At 48.9% G+C, this 23,078-nt stretch carries 16 protein-coding genes; 4 read left to right on the top strand and 12 right to left on the bottom strand.

All coding sequences use genetic code 11. The features are described from left to right. Positions 1-91: 91 nt before the first annotated feature. The 5 genes from ASG81_RS16500 to ASG81_RS16480 all read right to left on the bottom strand — a co-directional run bounded on the left by ASG81_RS16500 (position 92) and on the right by ASG81_RS16480 (position 11,589). Positions 92-1,486, bottom strand: coding sequence for an NAD-dependent malic enzyme (locus ASG81_RS16500; protein ID WP_442952894.1), 1,395 nt, complete (start codon positions 1,484-1,486; stop codon positions 92-94). Between the two features lie 69 nt (positions 1,487-1,555). Beyond that, the gene (gene aspA / locus ASG81_RS16495; protein ID WP_056636398.1) at positions 1,556-2,980 is read right to left on the bottom strand and encodes an aspartate ammonia-lyase; all 1,425 of its coding nucleotides are present in this window, start codon (positions 2,978-2,980) and stop codon (positions 1,556-1,558) included. Positions 2,981-3,003: 23 nt separating this feature from the next. Beyond that, positions 3,004-4,269: a cation:dicarboxylate symporter family transporter gene (locus tag ASG81_RS16490; protein WP_056636397.1), complete on the bottom strand. Its 1,266-nt coding sequence runs from the start codon at positions 4,267-4,269 to the stop codon at positions 3,004-3,006. A 398-nt stretch (positions 4,270-4,667) separates the two neighbouring features. Next, positions 4,668-10,442: a LamG-like jellyroll fold domain-containing protein gene (locus ASG81_RS16485; RefSeq protein WP_155971602.1), complete on the bottom strand. Its 5,775-nt coding sequence runs from the start codon at positions 10,440-10,442 to the stop codon at positions 4,668-4,670. A 256-nt stretch (positions 10,443-10,698) separates the two neighbouring features. After that, the gene (locus ASG81_RS16480; protein WP_056636393.1) at positions 10,699-11,589 is read right to left on the bottom strand and encodes an SDR family oxidoreductase; all 891 of its coding nucleotides are present in this window, start codon (positions 11,587-11,589) and stop codon (positions 10,699-10,701) included. Positions 11,590-11,847: 258 nt separating this feature from the next. Here ASG81_RS16480 and ASG81_RS16475 point away from each other — a divergent pair, with 258 nt between their 5' ends. Continuing rightward, a complete protein-coding gene (locus ASG81_RS16475; protein WP_056636391.1) occupies positions 11,848-12,774 on the top strand; it encodes a ketopantoate reductase family protein in 927 nt (308 codons plus the stop codon). Between the two features lie 69 nt (positions 12,775-12,843). Here the strand turns inward: ASG81_RS16475 and ASG81_RS16470 are convergent, their stop codons facing one another. From ASG81_RS16470 to ASG81_RS16440, 7 genes are all read right to left on the bottom strand, one after another. Next, a complete protein-coding gene (locus tag ASG81_RS16470) occupies positions 12,844-13,656 on the bottom strand; it encodes an enoyl-CoA hydratase-related protein (protein WP_056636389.1) in 813 nt (270 codons plus the stop codon). Between the two features lie 34 nt (positions 13,657-13,690). Continuing rightward, entirely contained in the window at positions 13,691-15,238 is a 1,548-nt protein-coding gene (locus tag ASG81_RS16465) for an acyl-CoA carboxylase subunit beta (protein ID WP_056636387.1), read from the bottom strand. Positions 15,239-15,285: 47 nt separating this feature from the next. Beyond that, positions 15,286-16,425 carry an acyl-CoA dehydrogenase family protein gene (locus tag ASG81_RS16460; RefSeq protein WP_056636386.1) on the bottom strand — a complete coding sequence of 380 codons (1,140 nt, stop codon included), beginning with the start codon at positions 16,423-16,425 and terminating at the stop codon, positions 15,286-15,288. A gap of 4 nt (positions 16,426-16,429) precedes the next feature. Next, positions 16,430-16,786 (bottom strand): AtuA-related protein, encoded by a 357-nt coding sequence (locus ASG81_RS16455; RefSeq protein ID WP_056636384.1) that lies wholly within the window; start codon positions 16,784-16,786, stop codon positions 16,430-16,432. 3 nt (positions 16,787-16,789) lie between these two features. After that, positions 16,790-18,154 (bottom strand): acyclic terpene utilization AtuA family protein, encoded by a 1,365-nt coding sequence (locus tag ASG81_RS16450; protein WP_056636382.1) that lies wholly within the window; start codon positions 18,152-18,154, stop codon positions 16,790-16,792. A 153-nt stretch (positions 18,155-18,307) separates the two neighbouring features. Beyond that, on the bottom strand, positions 18,308-19,390 hold the full coding sequence (locus ASG81_RS16445) for a hypothetical protein (protein WP_056636380.1): 1,083 nt from the start codon (positions 19,388-19,390) through the stop codon (positions 18,308-18,310). After that, a complete protein-coding gene (locus tag ASG81_RS16440) occupies positions 19,383-20,114 on the bottom strand; it encodes a sigma-70 family RNA polymerase sigma factor (RefSeq protein ID WP_056636378.1) in 732 nt (243 codons plus the stop codon). Before ASG81_RS16440 ends, ASG81_RS16445 begins: the two co-directional genes overlap by 8 nt. Before the next feature lie 522 nt (positions 20,115-20,636). Here ASG81_RS16440 and ASG81_RS16435 point away from each other — a divergent pair. The 3 genes from ASG81_RS16435 (at position 20,637) to ASG81_RS16425 (ending at position 23,038) form a co-directional block, all read left to right on the top strand. Continuing rightward, positions 20,637-21,152, top strand: coding sequence for a GNAT family N-acetyltransferase (locus ASG81_RS16435; protein WP_235548901.1), 516 nt, complete (start codon positions 20,637-20,639; stop codon positions 21,150-21,152). 85 nt (positions 21,153-21,237) lie between these two features. Beyond that, positions 21,238-21,633, top strand: a complete 396-nt coding sequence (locus ASG81_RS16430) for a hypothetical protein (protein ID WP_056636374.1) — start codon at positions 21,238-21,240, stop codon at positions 21,631-21,633. Positions 21,634-21,688: 55 nt separating this feature from the next. After that, a complete protein-coding gene (locus ASG81_RS16425) occupies positions 21,689-23,038 on the top strand; it encodes a PepSY1/2 domain-containing protein (RefSeq protein WP_056636372.1) in 1,350 nt (449 codons plus the stop codon). Positions 23,039-23,078 lie beyond the last annotated feature (40 nt).

The raw sequence follows: 23,078 nt of genomic DNA, 5'->3' as shown, positions 1-23,078 counted from the left end.
GACAAGAGCGTTTTTTTTCGTTCTGTTCGCCTTTAGCCCGAAATATTCTATATATGTCAAAAAACCGGCCACTCATGGCCGGCTGACTGCGTCACTCCTTATTGGCATCTCTTGCGGTTCTGCGGGCAACCCCAGTACGGTAAGCCGCTTCGACAACCGCCTCTCTTACCTTTTCGACGACCTTCTGATTGAATACGCTTGGGATGATATACGTTTCGTTCAATTCTTCATCGGTTACAACGGATGCGATCGCCTGCGCGGCGGCAAGCTTCATCCCTTCATTGATTTCGCTCGCCCTGCAGTCCAAAGCGCCGCGGAAAATGCCCGGGAAGCACAGCACATTATTGATCTGATTCGGTTTGTCTGATCGCCCGGTTGCCATCACCCTGACGTAAGGCTTGGCCAGCTCCGGATCGATCTCCGGAATCGGATTGGCCATCGCGAAGACGATCGGGTCCTTCGCCATGGACCGGATGTCTTCCACCTTCAAAATGTTCGGAGCCGATACGCCGATAAACACGTCCGCGTTCCGGATAACGTCGGACAAACCGCCCGCCTCCAGATGCGGATTCGTCATCTCGGCAAACGCCGCCCAATGGGGATTGTCGTAGTGGGCATTCCGACGGATCGCCCCGTCGCGGTCGACTCCGATCAGATTGCGGACGCCGGCGGCCAGCAGCATCTTGGAGCAAGCAATGCCCGCCGCGCCGATGCCGTTCACAACGACCTTGATATCCGACATTTGCTTGCCGGTTATTTTCAAAGCATTCAACAACCCGGCCAGCAGCACCACAGCCGTTCCATGCTGGTCGTCATGAAAAACCGGAATGTCGAGCTCACGCTTCAACCGTTCCTCGATTTCGAAGCAGCGCGGTGACGAAATGTCCTCCAGGTTGATGCCTCCGAAAGCCGGGGCGATCGCCTTTACGATGCGGACGATTTCGTCCGGGTCTTTCGTGTCCAGGCAAATCGGAAACGCGTCCACGCCGGCGAACTCTTTGAAAAGCATCGCCTTTCCTTCCATCACGGGCATGGCCGCCATCGGTCCGATGTCGCCGAGCCCGAGAACGGCCGTTCCGTCGGACACGACGGCGATCATATTTCTCTTAATCGTGAGCGAGTACGCTTTATTCGGCTGTTCGGCGATCGCCATACACACATTGGCGACACCGGGGGTATACACGCGCGACAGGTCGTCGCGGTTTTTCACCGGAATTTTCGAGGCGATCTCGATTTTCCCGCCCAGATGGACGAGGAACGTCCGGTCCGATACGTTGATTACTTTGACCCCTCTCAGCCGCTCAAGCGAATCGACGATCGACCGGCTGTGCGTTTGATCAAGTACATTTACAGTAATATCGACGGTGCTCGTGCGCCCGGACGAAATCACATCGATTCCCACGATGTCTCCGCCCGTCTTCTCAATCGCGGCGGCGATATCGCCGAGCGAGGTGAATTCTTTATCTATCTGAAGCCGAAAAATCATATACGTTCCGGCAGCACTTGTTACTGACATGTTCTTCTCTCCTTTTGTGAAGCGATTGGCTTCAGACTCCTAATCTCTTTCCAGCAGTTCCGCTCCCGCTATACCCGGATTCGTCATTTCATAGGGATCGAGAATGATCCGAAGCTCCTCTTCCGTTAACACGTTATAAAGCAAGCACAGCTCCCGCACCGAACGCCCCGTCGTAATCGCTTCGCGCGCGATTCGGGACACGACTTCATAGCCCAGATGCGGGTTCAGCGCAGTGATGACGCCGACGCTTTTCTCCACATACTCCCTGCAGCGCTCTTCGTTCGCTTCGATCCCTTCCAGGCAGTGCACGCGGAATACTTTGAACACCTGATTCATCATGCTGAGCGACTGCAGCAAATTAAACACGAGCACAGGCTCCATGACGTTCAGCTCAAGCTGCCCCGCTTCGGAAGCCAGACAAATCGTATGGTCGTTGCCGATGACCTGGAATGCGACCTGATTGACGACCTCCGCCATAACCGGATTCACCTTGCCCGGCATGATGGAGGAACCGGGCTGGCGTGCAGGCAAATGCAGCTCCCCGAACCCGGCGCGCGGTCCGGAAGCGAGCAGGCGCAAATCGTTCGCAACCTTGGACATGTTGATCATGCAAACCTTCAAATTTGCGGATACCTCGGTGTAGGCATCCGTATTTTGCGTGGCGTCAACCAGATGGCCGGCATTGACCAGCGGAACCCCGGTGATTTCGGCGAGCCGCTCAACCACCCGCTTTATGTAGCGGGGATCTGCGTTGAGGCCGGTGCCGACGGCCGTTGCACCCATGTTCACCTCGTATAAATGTTCGCGGGTTTGCCTGATCCGCTTGATATCACGTTCCAGCACCCGGCTGTAGGCCTCAAACTCCTGCCCCAGACGGATCGGCACGCCATCCTGCAGATGAGTCCGTCCCATTTTGATAATACCGTCGAACTGCTCGGCTTTTTTGCGAAATGCGGCCAGCAGCTCCTCCATCGTCACGGTCAGCTTCTCGATCAAAGAGAGCGTCGCAATATGAATCGCCGTCGGAAAAGCGTCGTTGGTCGACTGGGCCATATTGACGTGGTTATTGGGACTGACGATGGAATAGTCGCCCTTGACCCCACCCAGAATCTCGATCGCCCGGTTCGCGATCACCTCGTTGGCGTTCATGTTCATCGACGTGCCCGCTCCACCCTGGATCGGATCGACGATCATTTGGTCATGCCACCTGCCGTCCATCATTTCACGGGCCGCTTGAACGATCGCATGCCCGATTTTCGGATTCAGGCGTTTGATCTCCATATTCGCCTCGGCAGCCGCAAGTTTAACGGCCGCGATCGAGCGGATCAGTTCTTCATGAATGCGGTAACCGGTGATCGGAAAATTTTCGACTGCGCGCATGGTTTGAATGCCGTAATAGACATCGGCGGGCACTTCCTTGGAGCCGAGAAAATCTTTTTCCAACCGCAGCTGTATAGTTGTCATACTAAAGTCCCCCTTATATGGTTTTAAGCCGCCTTTTCGATCGACTCTAAATATTGATGCCCCTTACTCCGATCGTACTGCCCTTCCCACTTCGCCATAACCACCGCCGCGATGGAATTGCCGATGACGTTTACTGCCGTCCGGGCCATATCGAGAATCCGGTCAATACCGGCAATAATCGCAAGCCCTTCCAGCGGAAGTCCGACAGTTCCGAGCGTGGCCAGCAGCACGACGAACGAAGCCCCCGGCACACCGGCAATGCCTTTCGACGTGAGCATCAGGACAAGCATCAGCATCACTTGATCGCCGATCGATATATGAATCCCGTACATCTGTGCGATAAACAATGCGGCAATGGCCTGATACAGCGTGGAACCGTCCAAATTAAACGAATATCCCGTCGGTATGACGAACGAAGCGATCCCCTTGGGCACGCCGAACTTTTCCATTTTTTCGATCAGCTTGGGCAGTGCCGTCTCGGAGCTTGCCGTCGAGTACGCCAGCACGAGCTCGTCCTTTAAAATGCGGACGATCACCATCAGGCGGGTGCCGCACAACCTCGCGATCGCTCCGAGCACGACAACGACAAACAGGAACATGCCGACGTACACGGAGATGACCAATTTCCCGAGCGGAAGCAACGAGGCGATGCCGAATTTGGATACGGTCAAACCGATAAGCCCGAATACGCCAACCGGAGCGAATTTCATGATTTGGTTCGTCACCCAGAACATCGCTTCGGACAGGCCTTGGAAAAACGACAGCACCGGCTTCCCTTTCTCGCCGACGGCGGCAATACCGAGTCCTATGAATACCGAGAAGAAAATGATGGCCAGCATATCGCCCGCAACGAGCGATTCGAAAATATTCCTTGGAACGATATTGACGAACGTATCGACGAAGCTGTGGCTCGCGACCTGTTCGGACGTTTCAACGTACTTCCCGATATCCGACTTGGCCAGCCCATCCATATTGACCCCGGCGCCAGGTTGAAAAATATTCGCGATCAGAAGGCCGAAAATAATGGCGATCGTCGTCACGATTTCAAAATAAAGAATCGTTTTTCCGCCCAGCTTGCCGAGCTTCTTGATATCCCCAACACCCGCCACTCCGACAATAAGCGAAGAAATGACGATCGGAACGACGATCATTTTAATCAAACGGATGAAAATGTCTCCTAAAGGTTTCAAATAGCTTTCTATCGCGGGATTGCCGTAAAACACAGCCCCCACGATAATCCCCATCACGAGGCCGATCAAGACTTGAAAAGCCAATCCGAATTTTTTCATGATACCACCGCCTTTCTAATTTTTAAAGCGCTTTCATTTATCATGGTCTTATCATACGGGGAATCTACAGAAATCTAATTAAATCTACATTTGTAAAAAAAAAAATTTTTTTCTGTCCGTTAAAGTGATTGGATAGGAACGGCTGCTGCTGGAGGAATGAGGAATTCATTTATTCATGTCGATTGACTGTTGGAAGAAATCGGCGGTTCAAAGACATAACGGCCATCGTTCGAATGGGGCTTCTCGTTTTTCGAGCAACATCGATTCAATAAACATAAAAACGCCTCTATAGGTTATAGCGCGCAGGCTATAACTTATAGAGGCGGTATATCTTTGAAACGGAGGATGAATTGATAGCGAGAGGAAGGCAAAATACCTTCCTCTCATAAAAAATTCAGTTAGATTACGATTTTAGCCCATCGGATTAGAATATCCGCTTGTTCCTTCGTGAAATATTTGCCGGTTCCGGTTTGATCCGTTACCTGCTTGATATAGTCGGCCATCAAGCTTTTCGCCGCATCTATTTTGCCGTTCGCAGCTGCAGCTTTGGCCTGATCGAGCTTCTGATTGTACGAGACGGCTACCGTTTCCCACGATTTAGCGCCCGTTGCCTTCAGGAAGGCGTTCGTTACGGTCTTCAAGCTGTCAAATGTGACCGACACCGTAAACGTATGGGTTACCGTCGATTGATGGCCCGCTATATCCTCTGCCGTAACAGATACCGTATTCTGACCCGAAGGCAGCGTGTACGCCTTCACTTGAACCAGCGGTGCGGCACATGGCGCGCCGTATACGCTCGAGACGACATCGGTCGCGCTGCATGTAATGCTCACCGTTTGGTCGATCGTGTACGACGCCGCTCCCGTTATCTGAACCACGGGTGCGGTACGGTCGATTTTAATCTCCAGCGTTTTCGCCTCTCCCGGTTCGACGGAACGGCGGTACAGAACCTTATTCGTTCCCTCTTGATCCAGGGTGATAGACGCGCCGTAGACTGACCAGGTGACTCCGCCGTCCAGGCTGTATTCCGCGATTTTCGCAGGTGACAGCGTTACCGTGACCGGAGACGTATACCATCCGTTCTTGCCGCTTGGCACCTCAGGATCCAGAGATGCGGTGATATCTTTCCACTGCAGCCCTTCGAGCGCCGCAAGCAGACTTGCAGCCGCCGCATCGATCTCATCTTGCGCTGCACCTGCATTGTTGTACACCAATTGAGCGTTCGATACTTCCGCCTGAAGCGCTTGTACGCTCTCCTCTTTGTAGAGTTCGGCGTCTACCGCTGCAGCTTTATCCAGCAAAACCGTAATCAAGGTCTTGTCGATCGGCTTCTTGTAGAACTCGAGCTCTGCCACGTTGCCGTTACCGCTTGCGGAATACAAGCGAATATAACGGTAAGCCGCCGGGTCGCTTATCGTGAACGTATACCATTGGTTCCCGGTAATGCCGCTGATGGTATACAGATCGACGAAGTTTGTTCCGTCTTTCGAGCCCTGAACGATCGCTCCGTTCATCCGGGCTGGAAAATTCGTTCTCGGATATAGCTTGAAGCTTCCGACCGCTTGTTCGTTGCCCTCTCCCAAATCGACAAGAATCCAACTGGGATTGAATTCGTTATCGGTATAGGTGCCCGTATTGCCGTCGAACGCAAACCACCCGTTCTGTGCGGCGTTGTAATTTTTATCCCAGGACCTGTGGGAGGCGACAACCATCGATTGCGTTAGAGCGATTTTTTCGGCAGGGAGCGTGCTTGTTGCCACCAGCGCCGCTTCAGCTTGAGTGAGCTGCGTGACAAGCGCAGCTTTATCGGCACCCGGCAAAGCGAGCGCAGCTTGGATTCGCTCGAATTCCTTCTGATACAGGTAGTAGCTGCCCTTGGTATAGCCGTCCGGCATCAAAACGCCGAGATTGACCTTAAAATTAACCGTTTGACTGACCTTGTACAAGCCGTTGCTCACGATAAAGGTGATAAAGTTGTCGCCGTAATTTGCATGAGCCGGAGACCATGTGAAGACGCCCGTGACCGGGTCGAGCGCAGCGCCCGAAGGCAGCTTGGCAGCACTGTAACTCAGCGTCGCACCCGCCCTATCCGTTGCTTTCACCTGATACGTAAAAGCTTGTCTTGACGCAAGCTCCACAGTTTCATTAGGGGCGATGACCGGTTGACCTTTTACGGTGAGCTTGACGGTACGGGAAGTGGCCCCTCCGTCCGCTGCAGCTTTTAAGGTTACGGTATAGACTCCTCCTTGCGTTTTATCCGGTGTCCATACGACGGTCCGCTTATCCGCATCGAAAACCGCTCCTTGCGGCAGTCCGCTGACACTGAATACGGTGCCGGCAACGGAATTCAACTGATGAAGCTTGAAGGCGATCTGATTGCCCGCTATCACGGTTTTGTCCATAACAGGAGCGATCGCCGGCACGCCCGGCAGATAGACCAGACCTTCGTAGGCCGCCTGCAAGCTGTCGACTGCGCCGTCTACTTGATCCTGGTTTGCGCCAGTGTCGGAGGCTACAGCTTGCGCCGCAGGGATAGCCTCCTGCAAGGTTTGCAAGCTGTCAGCTGTATAGATGCCGGCGTTGCCTGCAGCAGCAACTTGATCCAGCAAGTACGTGAGCAAGCTCTTGTCAGACCCATACCCTGTCTGGTTATACACGGCCCCAATCTCGGCATCGCTTAAGACGCGATTGTAGACGCGGAATTCATCGATCATGCCTTTAAACAGCGGATCGGGAAACTGGCTCTTTCCGATGAAGTTCATGCCGGGCTGGATATCGCTCGGTTTGATCGTTACACCGCTCGTCGTTGCCTTAAGTATGCCGTCCACATATAGCTTCGCCGTGCCGTTGCCCAGCGTTACCGCCACATGCACCCATTGATTGGCCGGCAATTGTGCAGTTTCTACAGCTTTTTCGCTGCTGCCGTTCCTGATCACGAATTGCAGCTTATTACTGCCCGATCTCGGCGTAAGGAACATGTACTGACTGGTGTTGTTGCCAAAGTCGAAGATCCGCTGCCACTGGCTGCTACCATTCCAATTCACCCAAGCCCCGAGGGTGATCTCGTTGTAAGCGGACATAGGCTGCGTCGCCGGCAGCATAACGTAGCTATCCGTGCCGTTTAAAGAGAGCGCTTGCCCTACCTTTCCTGCTGAGTAGGCTGCGGTTCCAAAGACGGTTCCGTCGGTGGACGAAGAAAATCCGAACGTATTCTTTGGGTTTCCTTCGAACGAGTATAGCGACGTCGTGTATGGTACCAACAATTTACGGGCATCAAAAGTTTCGTTAATCAGCTCTTGCTCGCTATAATCGGGATTGCCGACAGCGTTCTTCACATATTCCAATTCTTTCTGGAACAGGTAATAGCTTTGTTTCGTATAATCTTCGGCAGGCAGCTTCGCTGCTTCCGCCAGCGCCTCGGCAATCGTGCCCGGAATTTGGGCTACCGTCTCATGACGCTCTCCAAAGATTCTGAACTCAGCCATTTCAAGCATGGTGCTCGACGGCTCAATCATTTGAATTTTCAGGTAGCGGAATTGCTCATTTTGGAGACTGTCTTGCACCCCAAGTCTTTGCATGTCTTCCGAAACCGTTGTCAGGCCGGGAGTTAACCGGGTCCAATTTATTCGATCATTGGATCCGAAAAGGGCAGTACCGCCGATACGTTCAGGAAAGCTCGCTCTTACCTGAAGCTCGAAGGCGTTGGCCGAAACTTTAAAGCTAGATCCAAAATCCATAATATAACTCAAATTCTGAGCCAAATAATATCCTGCAAAGCTGCCTGCATAATTATCCATAAGGCTGATGTATTGTGTTCCAAAGGTTGAACTGGCAAACATACCCCGATAATCTATGCTTCCGTCTTTTAATAACGGTGTCAGTTCTTTTAGACTCTTAACCGCACTGTTCAAGTCAGCTAATAGCTGAAAGAAAACTTCATCGGACGCGCTTGAGATTTGATTCATTACGTCTGCATACACGATTTTATAATAATCAAGACTTGACGAAATATAACTTGTATTTGGATTATATAGAGCAATTGTAGCGTCTACTGCGGATTGCCGGTCATTCGTAACTACAACCGTAACTTCCTTCGCTGTAACCGTTGTTCCATCCGACGCCCCCACTACAAAGGAGTAGGTTCCGGCTTGTGCCGGCGTCCAGGAAAATGCGCCGGTGCTCTCATTGAACACGGCACCCTCGGGTTTATTGTCAATCTGATACGTAACGACATCGGTTGCACTCGCGTCTACTGCCGAAAAATCGAGGTTAGCCGCTGCCTCAGAACCGACATAGGCAAACAACTTTAATGCCGCATTCCCTGCATGGAACGCCGGCGGCGTCAGCTGCGATCCTGCGCTTACATTAATGTGATCAATGTCGACCGTAGTGCCGGCTCCTTTTACTGTTAAATAAGCGAGATCACCCAACCCCTGAAGATCATTCATCTTATAGGTCACATATCGCCACTGCCCCTTCGTATCCGGCAGCGTCAACGTATCGTTAATACTATAGCTCATTTCCAGTTTGGCTACCCCATTGGTCCGAATCTTGAACCCAATGGTTTTCTCGCCGGTGCCGGAAGCAACAAGCGCAATTTTACTTCCCTCTTCTGTTGCCGTGATCCTGACGAAAGAAGTATCTCCTTCTTGCATTGTCGTCGAATTACTGTCAAACCTGGTGTATCGATTTTCAATTTCTCTCAGATTCGTATTTGTTACGGGTTTCGGAAGATTTTGAGCACCCTCGGCCTCGGCTTCTTTAGGGATATAAAGCCAATAATCCGCTCCTCCGTCCGGCGACTCCCAATAAAAAGGCAGTCTATCCGCAAACATCTCGGTAAAGTATGGAGCTTCTTCCTCCATGTTTACTCCTGCCTTATACTTATAGTAATAGTACAGGTCATAAACGTTACCGCCAATTCTTCCTCTGTATTGTTCTGATAGTTCCTTGTAAATGATGGTCGGATTTCCACTCGCATCCGTATGTGCCGCGACAGGAATCCATGGCGTATCATAACCAATCATGAACCGGGCAAAAAAGTCGGCAGCTTTCAAAATGCGGTTATCCAAAAATTCGTAAGGGCCTACAGCATTCGGCGCTGTGGAAACCATGCCCTCTACCGGGTCAACTTTTGTTCCCTGGGCAAGCAATAAACGCGATAAAATTTCCGCGTTGGTTACGTCTCCGGCGCCATGCGCTTGGTCCCGGCCCATTTCGACATGCTGAACTACCGGGGGATCTACCTGCTCCCCTGTCATTACATTGGTATCTACCAATCTGAACAGTGCCTTGATAGCGCCATTTTGGCCCTGATCTACAGCCGTCTTGTTAACGGTAAACCACTCGACTCCTTCATTATACCTGTCTCTGTTGCCGGTAAAAATATAACCCGACACGGCTCCCAGCAGCGGATAAAGATGCTGGTTCATAAAGCGGTAATTCGTATGTTGGAAGGTTTCGATGACCGGATTGATCAAGTTGTTCGTGAAATCGGCTGTATCTTTATCCGTCCACTGCAGTTCTGGCGTTTGAGTGCTCGTGTACCTTAAGATTTCAGCAGCGGTAACCATTCGGTTGAGAGGGATTCCCGTGTGAATGTGCGCATCGGGAAAATACGCGTATTTTGCGGGGTCCATCTGAGACCAAATGCGAATAATATGCATGGCATTAGCCCGATAAACTTCATCACCGGTTATGTAGTACAAAATTGCCTGGGTATATGCCTTCAAACCATCGGCTATAAATCTTGAATCAAAGCTTTGGCTGTTAAACGCATTACTGGCTGGTTTCGTCGGATCCGCACTGCTCTGATTGCTGGACGTGACGTTCTTCGCAGCGGCCGAAGATAATAGCATTTGATTAAAATAAGTTTTCCAAGGTTCTTTTTGCTCCCTAACCTGTGTCCTTATATTTTCAAGAATATTCTTCGTCAGCCCGATGCCGGGATGTTTGAATCCGCTTTCGTCAATGACTTCATAAATCGTCGGTTGATAATCTGTAAACATCGATTGATCTGTCGTTTCCGCTGCGGATACTTCCGTCGGTATAGGAAGGAACGTTGCCAGAAGGCAGATGGAAACAACGATAGACAAAATGCGCATAAAGGTTTTTCCAAAATATCGCTCTTTTCGGAAATTCAACTGTACTCCCCCAATTATTAGTTTGCTCACTACTCCTGCGGCCTCCCATCATTCGCGTATTTTCAGAATAAACTTTATCAAAATAAAAACGCTCTATCTATTGCAACATTATTCGATTCTATCAGATTTCTTTAAATTTGCTCTGCGTTACGGTATGCTCTCTGGACTAAATCTGAACACAAATAAAGGCCCCGAGGATCTTTCACGGAACCTTTTTTTCAGATGCTTTGCCGGGCCATCCCTTAGCGTACGAAATCCGATTTGTTGGCGGGAGCCCTGAAAACGGTTATTGACCGAAATACCCCCCCCCATTCACATGAATCACCTGCCCCAACACATAAGTGGAATCGTCGGATGCCAGGTAGACGTATGCGGGTGCAATCTCCCACGGTTGGCTGTCCCGTTTCATCGGTTGATCAAAACCGGCCGACATATAAAGCTTCGGAGGCATCGATGCCGGTTGAAGAGGCGTCCACGTTCTTCCAGGAGCAACTGCATTTACACGGATTCCGCGGTCGATCAGCGACATGCTCAAGGAACGCGTAAAGGTGTTAATCGCGCCTTTGGACGCTGAATAGTCGATCAACCCTTTAAATCCGACATTTGCGGTTTCGGAAGAGGTATTGATGATCGTACTTCCCGGTTTTAAGTAAGGGAGGGCCGCTTTGGTAAGAAAGAACATCGCAAAAATATTCGTTCGAAAGGTCCGTTCCAGCTGTTCGCGCGTAATGCTTTCGATGCTCTCCTGATAAAACTGCACCCCCGCGTTGTTGACCAAGCAGTCGATTCGGCCGAAAGTACGGATCGTCATTTCCACCACATGCCCGCAAAACGATTCATCTCCGATATCTCCGGCGAGCGTGAGGCAACTTCGGCCCAACTGATTGATCCTTGTCAACGTCTCCTGGGCATCCCCGTGTTCATTGAAATAGACGACGACGATGTCCGCCCCTTCTTTGGCGAACGCGTACGCTGCAGCTCTTCCGATTCCACTGTCTCCGCCCGTTATAATCGCAACTTTATCGCGCAGCTTTCCGTTTCCGACATATGCGGGGTTTTCGGAAACGGGTCTTGGAATCATAATGGATTCGATACCGGGCTGCTGGGGCTGATACTGAGGCGGATAGTAAATCGGAATCGTTTCACACTCGGTATAACTTCCGTAAATGGACTTCATGATATCCTATCCTTTCTAAAAATTGAGATACCACAACATATGCCCATCGCGGAGCAGTGTGCCGCCGGCGCTTATCCTTCGATAGGCAAACCGCTGCGAGACATCTTGAATATGCGCACGGGCATATCCCAATCTCCTCACGTCATATGATGTTGTGCTAAGTATGATTAACTCCCCTGGAAAATAAAGTGTCAAAACGATTTTAGGCTCATATCTTGTCATATGGGCTGTTATACCTTTACAGGGGGGAGAAGGAAGATGATCATCGGTGTTATTGGAGCGGGTGCAGTCGGCGGATACTGTGGGGCGATGTTGAAAAGAGCCGGGCATGACGTCATTTTTGTGGCTAGAGGAAAACATTTGGATGCGATGAAGGAACAAGGACTTCTTATTCATTGCGATTCCGGCTCTTTTCGTGTGGATGGGCATTTCACGAATGATGTTCAGGATTTAAATCAGGCTGATCTCATTCTGTTTACGGTTAGTTCTACCGATACCAGAGCAACAGCTGAGAAGCTCCTTCCCTTGTTGAAGGCCGATTCCATGATACTCACTCTGCAGAACGGCGTGGATAACGAAGAAATGCTTACCGAATGGTTCGGGAAAGCGAGGGTGTTCTCAGGCGCAGCCTATCTTAACGTCTCCTTAGAAGCACCCGGCGTCATTCGTCAACAACAATTGCAATCCTTTATGATTGGTTCCTTAGCTGAAGAAGCCGGAAAGGAACAAGCTGAAATGATCGTTCATTTATTTCAACAAGCCGGACTTGAGTGTCAAATATCCATGTGCATCCTTGAAGAAAAGTGGAACAAACTGATTATTAATGCCGTTTTCAACCCCATATCCGCTTTAAATAGCGTAACGGTCGGCGAAATTTTAGACAATGAGAAACTGAGAAAAACCGCTGAACGGTCGTTGGCGGAAGCCGTGAAGATCGGGACGGCTTTGGGCATCCCTATCAGACAAGAGCTCATCGATCGTTTTTTTATTATAGCTGAATCGGCAAGACATCATAAAACATCGATGCTGCAGCACAGAGAACAGGGGAAAAAGATGGAGATCGAATCGCTTTGCGGCTATTTGGTGCATAAAGGACGCGCTTTAGGAATCGATACCTCCGTTCTAAGCTCAACCTATCAAGCTTTGTTATTGTACGAAGGCAACGACGAAAACGAAATAAGCTGACGCCGCTTGTCTAGCAGCGTCAGCTCCCAATGCTCCTCCATTCCCCACTCACACCATTCCGCCACCTTACTATTCCCCTCTAAAATGAGGAGCCCGCTTCTCCCGAAAAGCTTCCAGCGCCTCCAGCCGGTCTTTGGTTGTTAGGGTCGCTTCATAGGCTTCGAATTCCAAATCCAGCCCCGATTGCAAATCGGTATCCAGGCCCCGGTCAATCGCAGCCTTTGCTTGAAAGACGGCAAGCGGAGCTTGGGCGAGTATTTCAGCGGCTAGCTCCTCGCATTTCCCCTTAAGCTGCTCATGATCGTCTGCGACGCCGTTTAACAGTCCTAGCTCATACGCCTGTTCCGCAGATAATTTCCGGGCAGTTAGTATAAGCTCCTTCGCCTTGGACGCTCCAATGAGACGCGGTAATCGCTGCGTGCCTCCCGCGCCAGGGATGATACCAAGACTGACCTCCGTAAGCCCCATCTGAGCCTCACGGAGCGAATAACGGAAGTCGCAACATAACGCAAGCTCCATTCCTCCTCCGAATGCATAACCGTTTATCGCTGCTATCGTAGGCTGCGGCAGCCACTCAAGCGCGGAGAACACCTCTCTGGTCTTGTTAAGGTTTTGCCGGACCTGCTGTTCGTTCAGCATTCTGCGCTCCTTTAAATCCGCACCCGCGCAGAAGGCCCGGCCTTCGCCTCCAATGATCACTACGCGGATATCGCGCGGACTTTGCCCGATCGCTTCCAGGATTTCGCCGAGAGCAACCAGCATGTCGTAATTTAAGGCGTTCAAATGCTCCGGACGATTGAGCCGGATATATCCGATATGTCCCTGCTGCTCCCAGAGCACCGGTCTGATCAAGCTTCCCACCTCCGCGAGAACAAATAGCATTTAGTCTCTCATAGGCCCCCCGGAGCCTTCCGGTTTAAACCGGATAAACGGGATGCTTCCGCTCTGCAGCTGCAGCAGCGCTATTCAGGGAATAGGCTTCAAACCGTTTGATCAACTCGCTGCGCAAGGAGTCCGCGGGGATGATCCCGTCGACGACCATCTCGGAAGCTAGGCTGTAAATGTCTATATCTCTATTGTATTCTTCACGCCTGCTTGCTATGAACCCGGCTCTTTCCGCTTCCGGCAGCTCGGCTATTTTATTCGCATAAACAGCGTTTACCGCCGCTTCCGCTCCCATCACGGCAATTTGGGCGGTAGGGAGAGCGAGGCAGCAGTCGGGTTCGAACGCCGGCCCCGCCATGGCATATAAGCCGGCTCCGTAGGCTTTGCGGACGATAACGGATATTTTGGGAACCGTCGCTTCCGATACGGCGGTAATCATTTTCGCGCCATGCCGGATAATGCCCGCCTGTTCTACTCTTGTGCCGACCATAAAGCCGGGGACATCTGCCAGAAATAGCAGCGGAATGTGGAAGGCGTCGCATAAGCAGATGAACTTAGCCGCTTTGTCGGCAGAGTCGTGGAATAAGATCCCGCCCTTTACCCGCGGCTGATTGGCAATGATGCCGACCGGCCTCCCGGCAAATCGTCCTAATCCGGTAATCAGCTCTTTGGCGAACAGCTTCTTTATTTCAAAAAACGAATCCTCGTCGATGATCCGTTCTATGAGGTCATACATATCAAACGCCGTATATTGATTCTCCGGAATGATGTCTTTCAGCGATTTTTCGAAACGGACTGCCGGCTTAGCGTCCCGTACAGCAGGCTTTACCGCGCAATTGGCGGGAAAAAAGCTAAGATAATCTCTCGCAAGCGCAAGCGCTTCTTCTTCACTGGAAGCGAGGACATCACCGCAGCCGGATACCGAACAGTGCATTTTGGCGCCGCCCAGCTGTTCCAAGGTCGCTTTCTCCCCTGTCACGATTTCCACGATCCGCGGGGAGCCGAGATACATGGATGCATTTCCCTCGACCATAATGACAATGTCGCAGAACGCTGGAATATAGGCTCCGCCCGCTGCGGACGGACCGAATAGAATACAAACCTGAGGGACTTTTCCCGACAGCTTCACCTGATTGTAAAAGATTTTCCCCGCGCCGCGCCGCCCCGGATACATCTCCACCTGGTCTGTAATCCGCGCGCCCGCCGAATCGACGAGATAGAGCAGCGGCACCCGCATTTTATCGGCGGTTTCCTGCATACGAATGATTTTCTCAACCGTTCGGGCTCCCCACGAACCGGCCTTGACGGTCGAATCGTTCGCAATCACGCAAACGGTCTGGCCATGTATTTTTCCGATCACCGTTACGACCCCGTCAGCCGGCAGGTCCTTCTGGCTGCAGTTGGCGAAGAGCGCATCCTCGAACTCGAATTCCGAATCGAGCAGCAGCTTCAACCGGTCACGGACGAACAGCTTTCCTTGCTCCGCATTTTTCTCATGATAGCGGGAGGCGCCTCCCTGCTTGATCCCATCGATCCGCTCCTGCAAATTATCCTTCCCCGATTCGAATGCATGGGACATGCTTCATTCCCCCCTTTCCAATACCGGGCGGCATTTGATCAGCTTCCTTAACATCCGATTTGACCCGCAATCACCATCCGCTGGATCTCCGAGGTTCCCTCCCCTATTTCCAAAAGCTTGGCATCGCGCATGAAGCGCTCCACCTCATACTCTCTCATATAGCCGTAGCCGCCGTGGATCTGAACCGCCTGATCGCAAACCCGCATGCACATCTCGGAAGCGAACAACTTGGCCATTGCGGCCTCCTTCTTAAACGCTTTTCCCTGATCTTTAAGCCAAGCTGCTTTATAGACCATGTTGCGGGCTACCTCGATATTCATAGCCATATCCGCCAGTTTAAACCGGATCGCCTGAAAGGCAGATAATGAACTGCCGAATTGTTTTCTCTGCTTCGCATATTGGAGAGATTTCTCGTATGCGCCCTGCGCAAGTCCGACAGCCATCGCGCCGATTCCTATTCTTCCGCCGTCCAGCACAGCCAGAAACTGTTTATAGCCGTTGCCTTCAATGCCCAGCAGGTATTCTTTCGGTATAGCCACTCGATCAAGTACAAGCTCGGTCGTATTCGAAGCGTGCAGCCCCATTTTCTCATACGGACTCAGCACGGTAAAACCAGGCGCATCCGTCGGCACGATAAAAGCGCTTATGCCATTCGTTCCTTTGGACCGGTCCGTTACGGCGGTCAGGACGAGATTATCAGCATAGCTGGCATTGGTAATAAAACATTTGGTTCCGCTTATCACCCATTGGTCCCTGTCAAAGACGGCAGCTGTCCTTGTTCCGCCCGCATCGGATCCGGCATCCGGCTCTGTCAGCCCGAAAGCGCCCAAATACTCTCCCAGGCACAAGGGAGTCAAAAAGTTGACCTTTTGCTCCTCCGTTCCAAAACGCTCAAGCGGCGCTCCCCCTAAAGAAATATGCGCGGAATAGGTAATTCCCGTGGAAGCGCACACCCGGCTTAACTCTTCCACGACGATGGCAAAGCTTATCGCATCCGCTCCTCCGCCCCCGTATTGCTCAGGAAATGGAAGACCCATGAGTCCGAGCTTTGCTAATTTCCCGAATATTTCGGCTGGAAAAGCACCTGTGCGGTCTCTTTCAATCGCCCCCGGAGCAATCTCCGATAACGCGAAATCACGGATCAAATCTCTGATCATCGACTGCTCTGCCGTTAATTCAAAATGCATAAGCTCACAACCTCTCTAATGATGACTGGGAGAGATTTACGCTGTCCTCGACTTCGATTTCCATCCGCATGAAGTTGGCGGCATAACATTTTCCGAGATTGTCCATTCGCATGGTCGCCGAGCCGCCCCCGCTTAAGGCTCCCCTGCATATCAAATTCATCGCCAGCATCTTCGGCACCAAATAACGCTTCACTTCTCCTGCCACCAGTCCGTCAAAATGCGCCTTTACCCGTTCAGGGGTTACTTCTCTGACCAGCACTTCATAGAGGGCTGCGTTTGGCGCAAAAACAGCGATATTCACGGTGTTCCCTTTATCGCCGGATCGCGCCTGCACAATATGCCGAAGCTGTACCCGTGCCATTGCTTACACCTCCAATACGCTCACTTGAACTCCGCTTTCAACGATTGACCGGGGAACGAGACAAGACCACATCCCAAGCAGCTCACGCGGCTTCAGCATACCTAGAAATCCGCCCATTGCCGGAGGGCCGCTGAGCATAAGCGGGGGAACCAGTCTGCTCAGCTTGGCTGCTTCTTCCCTGCTGCCGGCGCGCACGGCCATACGCAAATATACTTCATTCAGCTCCTCCGCCGGCGCCTTCGCGAGCGGTCCGTGCAAGGAATTATAGCCGAGGTAATCCGTATGGATTTCTTCATATTGCAAATTCATCCGCTGCATCTGGCTGCGAATAATCCGGTCTGCGGCTCTGGCCTTATCTAATGCATCCGGCCAGGAATATCCCCATATCGCTTGCCCAAGCCATCCGTCCGTATAGCCCATGACAACCTTAAGCGTATCGGGGCGTTCCCTTCCGAGGGCGCCAGTCACCCGAACACGATTCTCGCCTGTTTCCTGCAGTTGAACTTCCGTCAGGTCAAGCACAACATCAGGCGTTATATAAGCCGCCGGGTCGTGAATCTCATACAGCAGCTGCTCCTTTACGGTTTCTACGGAAACGAGCCCGCCGGTTCCTTCCGTCTTTGTTAAGATAAATTGTCCGTCCTCCCAAACCTCCGCTACCGGAAAGCCGATACGGTCTAAATGTTCAACAGCTTGCCAGTCTCCGCTGAAATTGCCGCCCGCTGCCTGCCCGGAGCACTCCATGAGATGGCCCATCAATAGGCCTTGCGCCAATCGGTTCCAATCCTCCTCTCCCCAGCCAAATTCATAGATGAGCGGAGCTAGAAATAGAGCGGAATCGGTTGTTCGTCCGGTCACGATCACGTCTGCCCCTTGCCGAAGCGCTTCCACAACAGGACCCGCTCCCAGGTAGGCGTTGGCAAATACGATGCGACTGCTAATGGACGCTATGTCTCTTCCATCCTCCATGTGGGCAAGCGATAGCCCCAGCTGTTTCCATTCCTCTAATTGACCGAAGACGTCATCGCCAGTGACCACCGCCACTTTAAGCCCTGCCATGCCAAGCTCGCCCGCAATACGCAGTACCTCCTGCTGGGCTCCCAGCGGATTCATCCCCCCCGCATTTGTCAACATTTTAATTCCCTTCTCTTTGACTAGAGGGAGCAGCTCCTTCATCGTAACGGAAATATCTTTTGCGTAGCCCTTGGCAGGGTCTCTCTGCCGGTCCTTCTGCAGAATAGCCAGCGTTAATTCAGCCAGACTGTCGAAGCATAAATATTGGACATTCCCGTTCTTCGCCGTCTCGATTGCAGGCAAAAGGGAATCCCCGTAAAATCCTTGTCCTGCCCCGATCCGGATTTGTTTCATGTCATCCCCCCTTCGAAATCCAATCATCCGGCGCCTTGTTCCTTATAACCATTGTATGGCGCAGCAGAAGACCCTATTCGACTTTCTCTTTCTGCAAGAAACACAAAAAAACTCAAGCCGTTTCGGCTTGAGCCCGTACCTATTTGTTCTTCCTTATATGATGTCTAAATCAAATACCCGCATGATTAATAATCCGCATATTAGCCCTGATAAAGCACTTATTAATGTACCTAATAAAAATTTCTCGGCGTAACTTTTTTCGTCGAATTGTTTATAGCGCGCCATCGCTTTCAACGCACCCAGAAAAGCAATTCCTGTGAAAGCCCCCTTCACAACTAACGCAGATATAAGAAGTCTTTCAAATATCCCGATATAACTAGCGATTAAAGGAGAGGAATCGTTAAATCTGCTTGTGTTGTACGATATTTTATTTTTAACTTCTATCACATCATCGGCCTTTTCTGTAATCTCTAATGTCCTTTCGATATGAAAATCTTTAAACTCATCTTTCGTGAGTTTATGAAGCGCATCCACTTCACTTTTAATATATTGCTCGACATTTGCCTGCTTTTTAATAGACAGTCGTTCCGAAGGGAAGCTTGGAAAAGGCGGGATAAATAAATTTCTCGAATACCCCTCAGCACTCTCTTGCGCAGCTGCGGCGGCAGTTAGCTGTTGGCCCTCTGCCAGCTCGGCCATTGCTGCTTGATCATCCTTCTCTTTATGTTTAGACACATTTAAATTTGATTCAATTAAATCTTCGGTAATAAGAGCGATAAACTCAGAAGTGACTTTTGACGAGAGCAAAATAATGATCAGGAAACAAAAAATCTTGGTCTTAATCGATAAAATAACGCTTGTCCCAAACAAAAAATTGTATATTTTATTCAGGTTATCGAGGTGACTGTCCGTATTAAATCCGTCGACGAACAAATAAAGGCCAAAATAAATAATGAGTATATTTAAAATTAGCTCAAACACAAACAGTACCGTTCTTTTTTTGCTGAAATAATCTTGTATAGTCTTCTTGGAAACAAGCAGCTTTTTTAACCACTTTAATAGGTAATGAGCCGTAAAAACTATCGTTATCGCAACTATCATTTGCTTGAACATGCCGTAAGCAGCTATTAATATGACCATCACAGCAAGGTGAATAACAGCTCGTACAAACTCGGGCCATTTAAAATACTCCACCAGTAAAAATGCAAAAATGATAACGACAAACAAATTAAGCATCTTGTTCTCCTCTATAATGTTGTTGGATAAAATCCAGAAGCTTTCGAAGGCTGAACTGGGCGTCCTTTACTAATTGGTAGTTCGATCTCTGTAAAATCTTGTAGACACCATTTTCCGTAATGCCAATGATAGCAGCAATCTCAACACTCGTTATTTCCGGATTGATTTCAATGAGATTAACGACTTCCTTTTGTTTTTCTGTTCTTTTTTCACAATTTTCATTTATGTAGCTTATTAAATGATTAATAACTTCGTAAGGCACATTCTCATCCAGCGAGTAAGCAAATGTGTTTATCCATTTATTATATTGATTGTATTGTCTGGAATACGATTTATTTTTTTTCAAATAGTAGTCTCTTGCACGAAAGGCGCTATTTATGGATGTACCATTTATTCTATCAAGATTGGTTTCAGCAGAATCATCCATAAAACCTAAACCGAGTCCAATGTATGCTGATAATTTCAGTCCGTTTTCCGAAGCTGTATTAATCAACGTGTACAATTCAAAATAAGCATCATAACCTTTTGAAAAAGATGAGAATATAGCAATCAGCTCATCTCCTCTTCGAATGGTGAATGGAACTAAGCAATCTTTATCAAATCGTTGAACTTTTAGCTTCTTATTTAATTTCTTCGCAATATCCTGCAGTTCTTTGGTGACGGACTCCTGTTTCGTTGAATTTTTGACATCCAGCGCAATAGTAATAAAAGATTGTCTACCCATTAAAAAACCTCCTCGCAATTTGATGTTTTTAAGGTAGATGTCATCTATTTCAGCTTATCACAAAACATCCATTTACACATACGCATGGCGTTACTTGTTTCTTACACTTTTACGTACAAAGGTTTTTCTGGACATTTTTATGTACAAAAGTTTTTTTGTACGCTTTTATGTACAAAAGTTTTTTTGGATACTTTTGCGTACAATCTTCGGTCGATTTACACATAATCGTATAAGCCAGTAATCTTTACATATTTAAATGAAGTAAGGGGCACAATGGAATTTGAATTGAAAAAGAGGAGGATAAGATGATGTCCCGAAATATTAACCCCCCCCAAAAAACAAGCCCTGGGAATAACAAAGACTCCGAAGTCGCTGGTTCGAAAAAAAAAATTAAAAAATAAAATTTCAAGAAGAAGTGAGCCGACAAAATCGAGTAGGCCCATGCGCAATTGCATGGGCCTCTCACATAAACAGACTGCATAGATCGATTTCGTTGAACCATTGGGAAGATTCATCACTTCCTTGTCTTCATTCACCTCCTCTCGCGGTTTTAGAGCTTTTTTCCATGTACTTTCCGATCCGCTTCCACGGCAGCATTCACATCCAAATAGTCTCGTGCGACCTCATGATTTTGAAATGGTAAGAGAGAGTTTTCTTCAACAGGATGACGAAACGAGATGTATCGTAGAATATGATTCTCAAGCAATAGGTTATATTCAATTCTACGCACTGGATGATGAAGGTAAAAAGGAATATGGTTATACAGATATGAAAGAAAAAATCTATGGTACAGATCAATTTATTGGCGAAGCAAGTCATTGGAATCAAGGAATTGGTAAATTATTAGTTAGTTCAATGGTCGATTATTTAATACATGTACTGGAAGCAGATAAAATTGTAATGGACCCGCAGACTTGGAATACACGGGCGGTAGCATGTTATGAAAAATGTGGCTTCAAAAAGATAAAGTTATTACCTAAAAATGAATGGCATGAAGGCGAACTGAGGGATTCTTGGCTAATGGAATATTCAATTTAGAATTGCGAAATATTACTCATTTTTTCCGAAATATAGTAAAATTGAGTGGGTACAGGGAGACTAAAAACTTAGGAAGTTGCAAAATATGGTACAGGAAACAAAGTCAACTATTGAAAAAAGTTTTTTAAGTTATTTTTGTTCCAGTAAGGGTAATGGAAAGGGTAGAATTTTAATGGAAAAGTTATTTCTTAAGTCAATAATTTATAGTTTTGTTGTAGGAATTTTTATCGCTATATTGTATTACCCTGATATACAAGTAATACAATCAAATGGGGTATTCACTTCATACACAGTACCTCTACGAGAATATATATTTAAAGTTATACGTTTTGCTACATATTGTTCTATCATTGCAGCAGGCGTTGTTGTACTTTCAAAGTGGAAAGAAGGGTTCGAATTTTTAAAAAACTATCTTAAGGGCTTTATTATTACTTTGGTGATAATGATAGTTGTTATCTTTTTATTTAGGTTCATGTTTTGAATGGTTTTTTAATGAAGCCAGTAAGCAAATCGCTTGAAGGTTGGGTGAACTTTTTATGACACCGGTAAAGATTAAACTTTTAGCAGGGATTGCTGTACTCATTCTGCTGATCGGGAGTAACTGGGGGTACCGGACTTACCAAGAAGTTGGCAGGCTCAAACAGCAGCTTCATCATAATATGAATATTTGGGTCAGTATGCAGTGGTTCGCGTTCGGCCAGTTTGATTACGCGCTCGCAGGAGCCCTCTCCGCTTCTTCCGTTGCCAAACGGCAAGCCTATCTTGAGGATGCCAATCAACAGGCCTCCTATTTGGCCCAATATACTTCGTATGGAGCTGCAGCAGTCCCTTCTTTACATTCGTTATCAGGGAATACATCTTCTTTTTGGGGAGAGAGCAGCAGGTATTTAGAATACGCAGGCAGTGAAAAGATGACGGCGCTAAAACCGTCTCAATTGGACAATTTACAGCTCATGCGTCAATACGCGAGCAAGATGCGTCCATACATGAAGGAATTGTTTGATATTGCTAATAAAACGCAGTATAAATCGGACAGCAGTGAACAAGTAGAACAAATCGTAAGCAATCTCGGTCAAGAGATCAGCATTCTACCGGCAATCGGGAGAAATGACAAAGGATTCAATGATTTCTGGTATAGTAAATACCCGTACAGAATAAGAAAAGCCGGCATTGTATTCGAAGACGAAAAAAAGTTTACTGGAGCGGAACTGGCGCGGCGAGCCAAGACGTTTATGGGGGATCTCTGGTCTAAGACAAGCGGGCAAACCATCCGTTCCATCGGAGGCGGAGGCGACAACTTATTCGGTGAGGTGCCCTCATTCGCAGCTCATGATGACAAACAGGCTTTGAGCAGCCCTTATATCGTTGATGTTACGAAAATAGGAGGCCATATTCTTCGGGTGCGCTTTGACAAGCTGAACGGGGAGAAACACGACGAACCATTGGGCGAGTTGGATAAGGACAAAGCGATCTTATTGGCAAAAGAATGGATAGACAGATGGGGCGAGGAACCCCTCGAGCTTTATGAAACCAAAGACGAATACACGAATCTCCGCCTGACGTTCATTCCCATCAGGGAAAACATACAGATGGTGCAGCAGAAAGTATACATCGTGATCGACCGCAAGAAAGGCAGGCTGTTAGAGCTCGATGCCACGAATTATTTTATTTATTATAAACAAGACGATCCGTTAAAACCGAAGCTGTCTCCCGAAGAGGCAGCTGCAAAAGTAAACGATTTATTGGAGATATCCGGCCCCCCGGCTCTTCAGGTAAGAGACGGGGACCTCGTTTACGCCATTCCTGTTAAAGGAATCGAACACGTGACGCATCTCTACATTAACGCAATCTACGGCAATGAAGAAGGATTTGCGTTCGCATGGTAAATATGCCCCTCTGCATTTAGCAGCGGGATCGCTCATTACC

This window comes from Paenibacillus sp. Soil522 (assembly GCF_001428245.1).
Taxonomy (GTDB): domain Bacteria; phylum Bacillota; class Bacilli; order Paenibacillales; family Paenibacillaceae; genus Pristimantibacillus.
This window is presented reverse-complemented; position numbering and strand designations above follow the sequence as displayed.

Bases quoted from the DNA above. Each gene is read 5' to 3' on its own strand.
- ASG81_RS16465 (WP_056636387.1), bottom strand. From the start codon at position 15,238: ATGTCCCATGCATTCGAATCGGGGAAGGATAATTTGCAGGAGCGGATC.
- ASG81_RS16455 (WP_056636384.1), bottom strand. From the start codon at position 16,786: ATGGCACGGGTACAGCTTCGGCATATTGTGCAGGCGCGATCCGGCGAT.
- ASG81_RS16480 (WP_056636393.1), bottom strand. From the start codon at position 11,589: ATGAAGTCCATTTACGGAAGTTATACCGAGTGTGAAACGATTCCGATT.
- ASG81_RS16450 (WP_056636382.1), bottom strand. From the start codon at position 18,154: ATGAAACAAATCCGGATCGGGGCAGGACAAGGATTTTACGGGGATTCC.
- ASG81_RS16440 (WP_056636378.1), bottom strand. From the start codon at position 20,114: ATGGGTAGACAATCTTTTATTACTATTGCGCTGGATGTCAAAAATTCA.
- ASG81_RS16460 (WP_056636386.1), bottom strand. From the start codon at position 16,425: ATGCATTTTGAATTAACGGCAGAGCAGTCGATGATCAGAGATTTGATC.
- ASG81_RS16445 (WP_056636380.1), bottom strand. From the start codon at position 19,390: ATGCTTAATTTGTTTGTCGTTATCATTTTTGCATTTTTACTGGTGGAG.
- ASG81_RS16500 (WP_442952894.1), bottom strand. From the start codon at position 1,486: ATGATTTTTCGGCTTCAGATAGATAAAGAATTCACCTCGCTCGGCGAT.
- ASG81_RS16470 (WP_056636389.1), bottom strand. From the start codon at position 13,656: ATGCTATTTGTTCTCGCGGAGGTGGGAAGCTTGATCAGACCGGTGCTC.
- aspA (WP_056636398.1), bottom strand. From the start codon at position 2,980: ATGACAACTATACAGCTGCGGTTGGAAAAAGATTTTCTCGGCTCCAAG.
- ASG81_RS16475 (WP_056636391.1), top strand. From the start codon at position 11,848: ATGATCATCGGTGTTATTGGAGCGGGTGCAGTCGGCGGATACTGTGGG.
- ASG81_RS16490 (WP_056636397.1), bottom strand. From the start codon at position 4,269: ATGAAAAAATTCGGATTGGCTTTTCAAGTCTTGATCGGCCTCGTGATG.
- ASG81_RS16425 (WP_056636372.1), top strand. From the start codon at position 21,689: ATGACACCGGTAAAGATTAAACTTTTAGCAGGGATTGCTGTACTCATT.
- ASG81_RS16430 (WP_056636374.1), top strand. From the start codon at position 21,238: ATGGTACAGGAAACAAAGTCAACTATTGAAAAAAGTTTTTTAAGTTAT.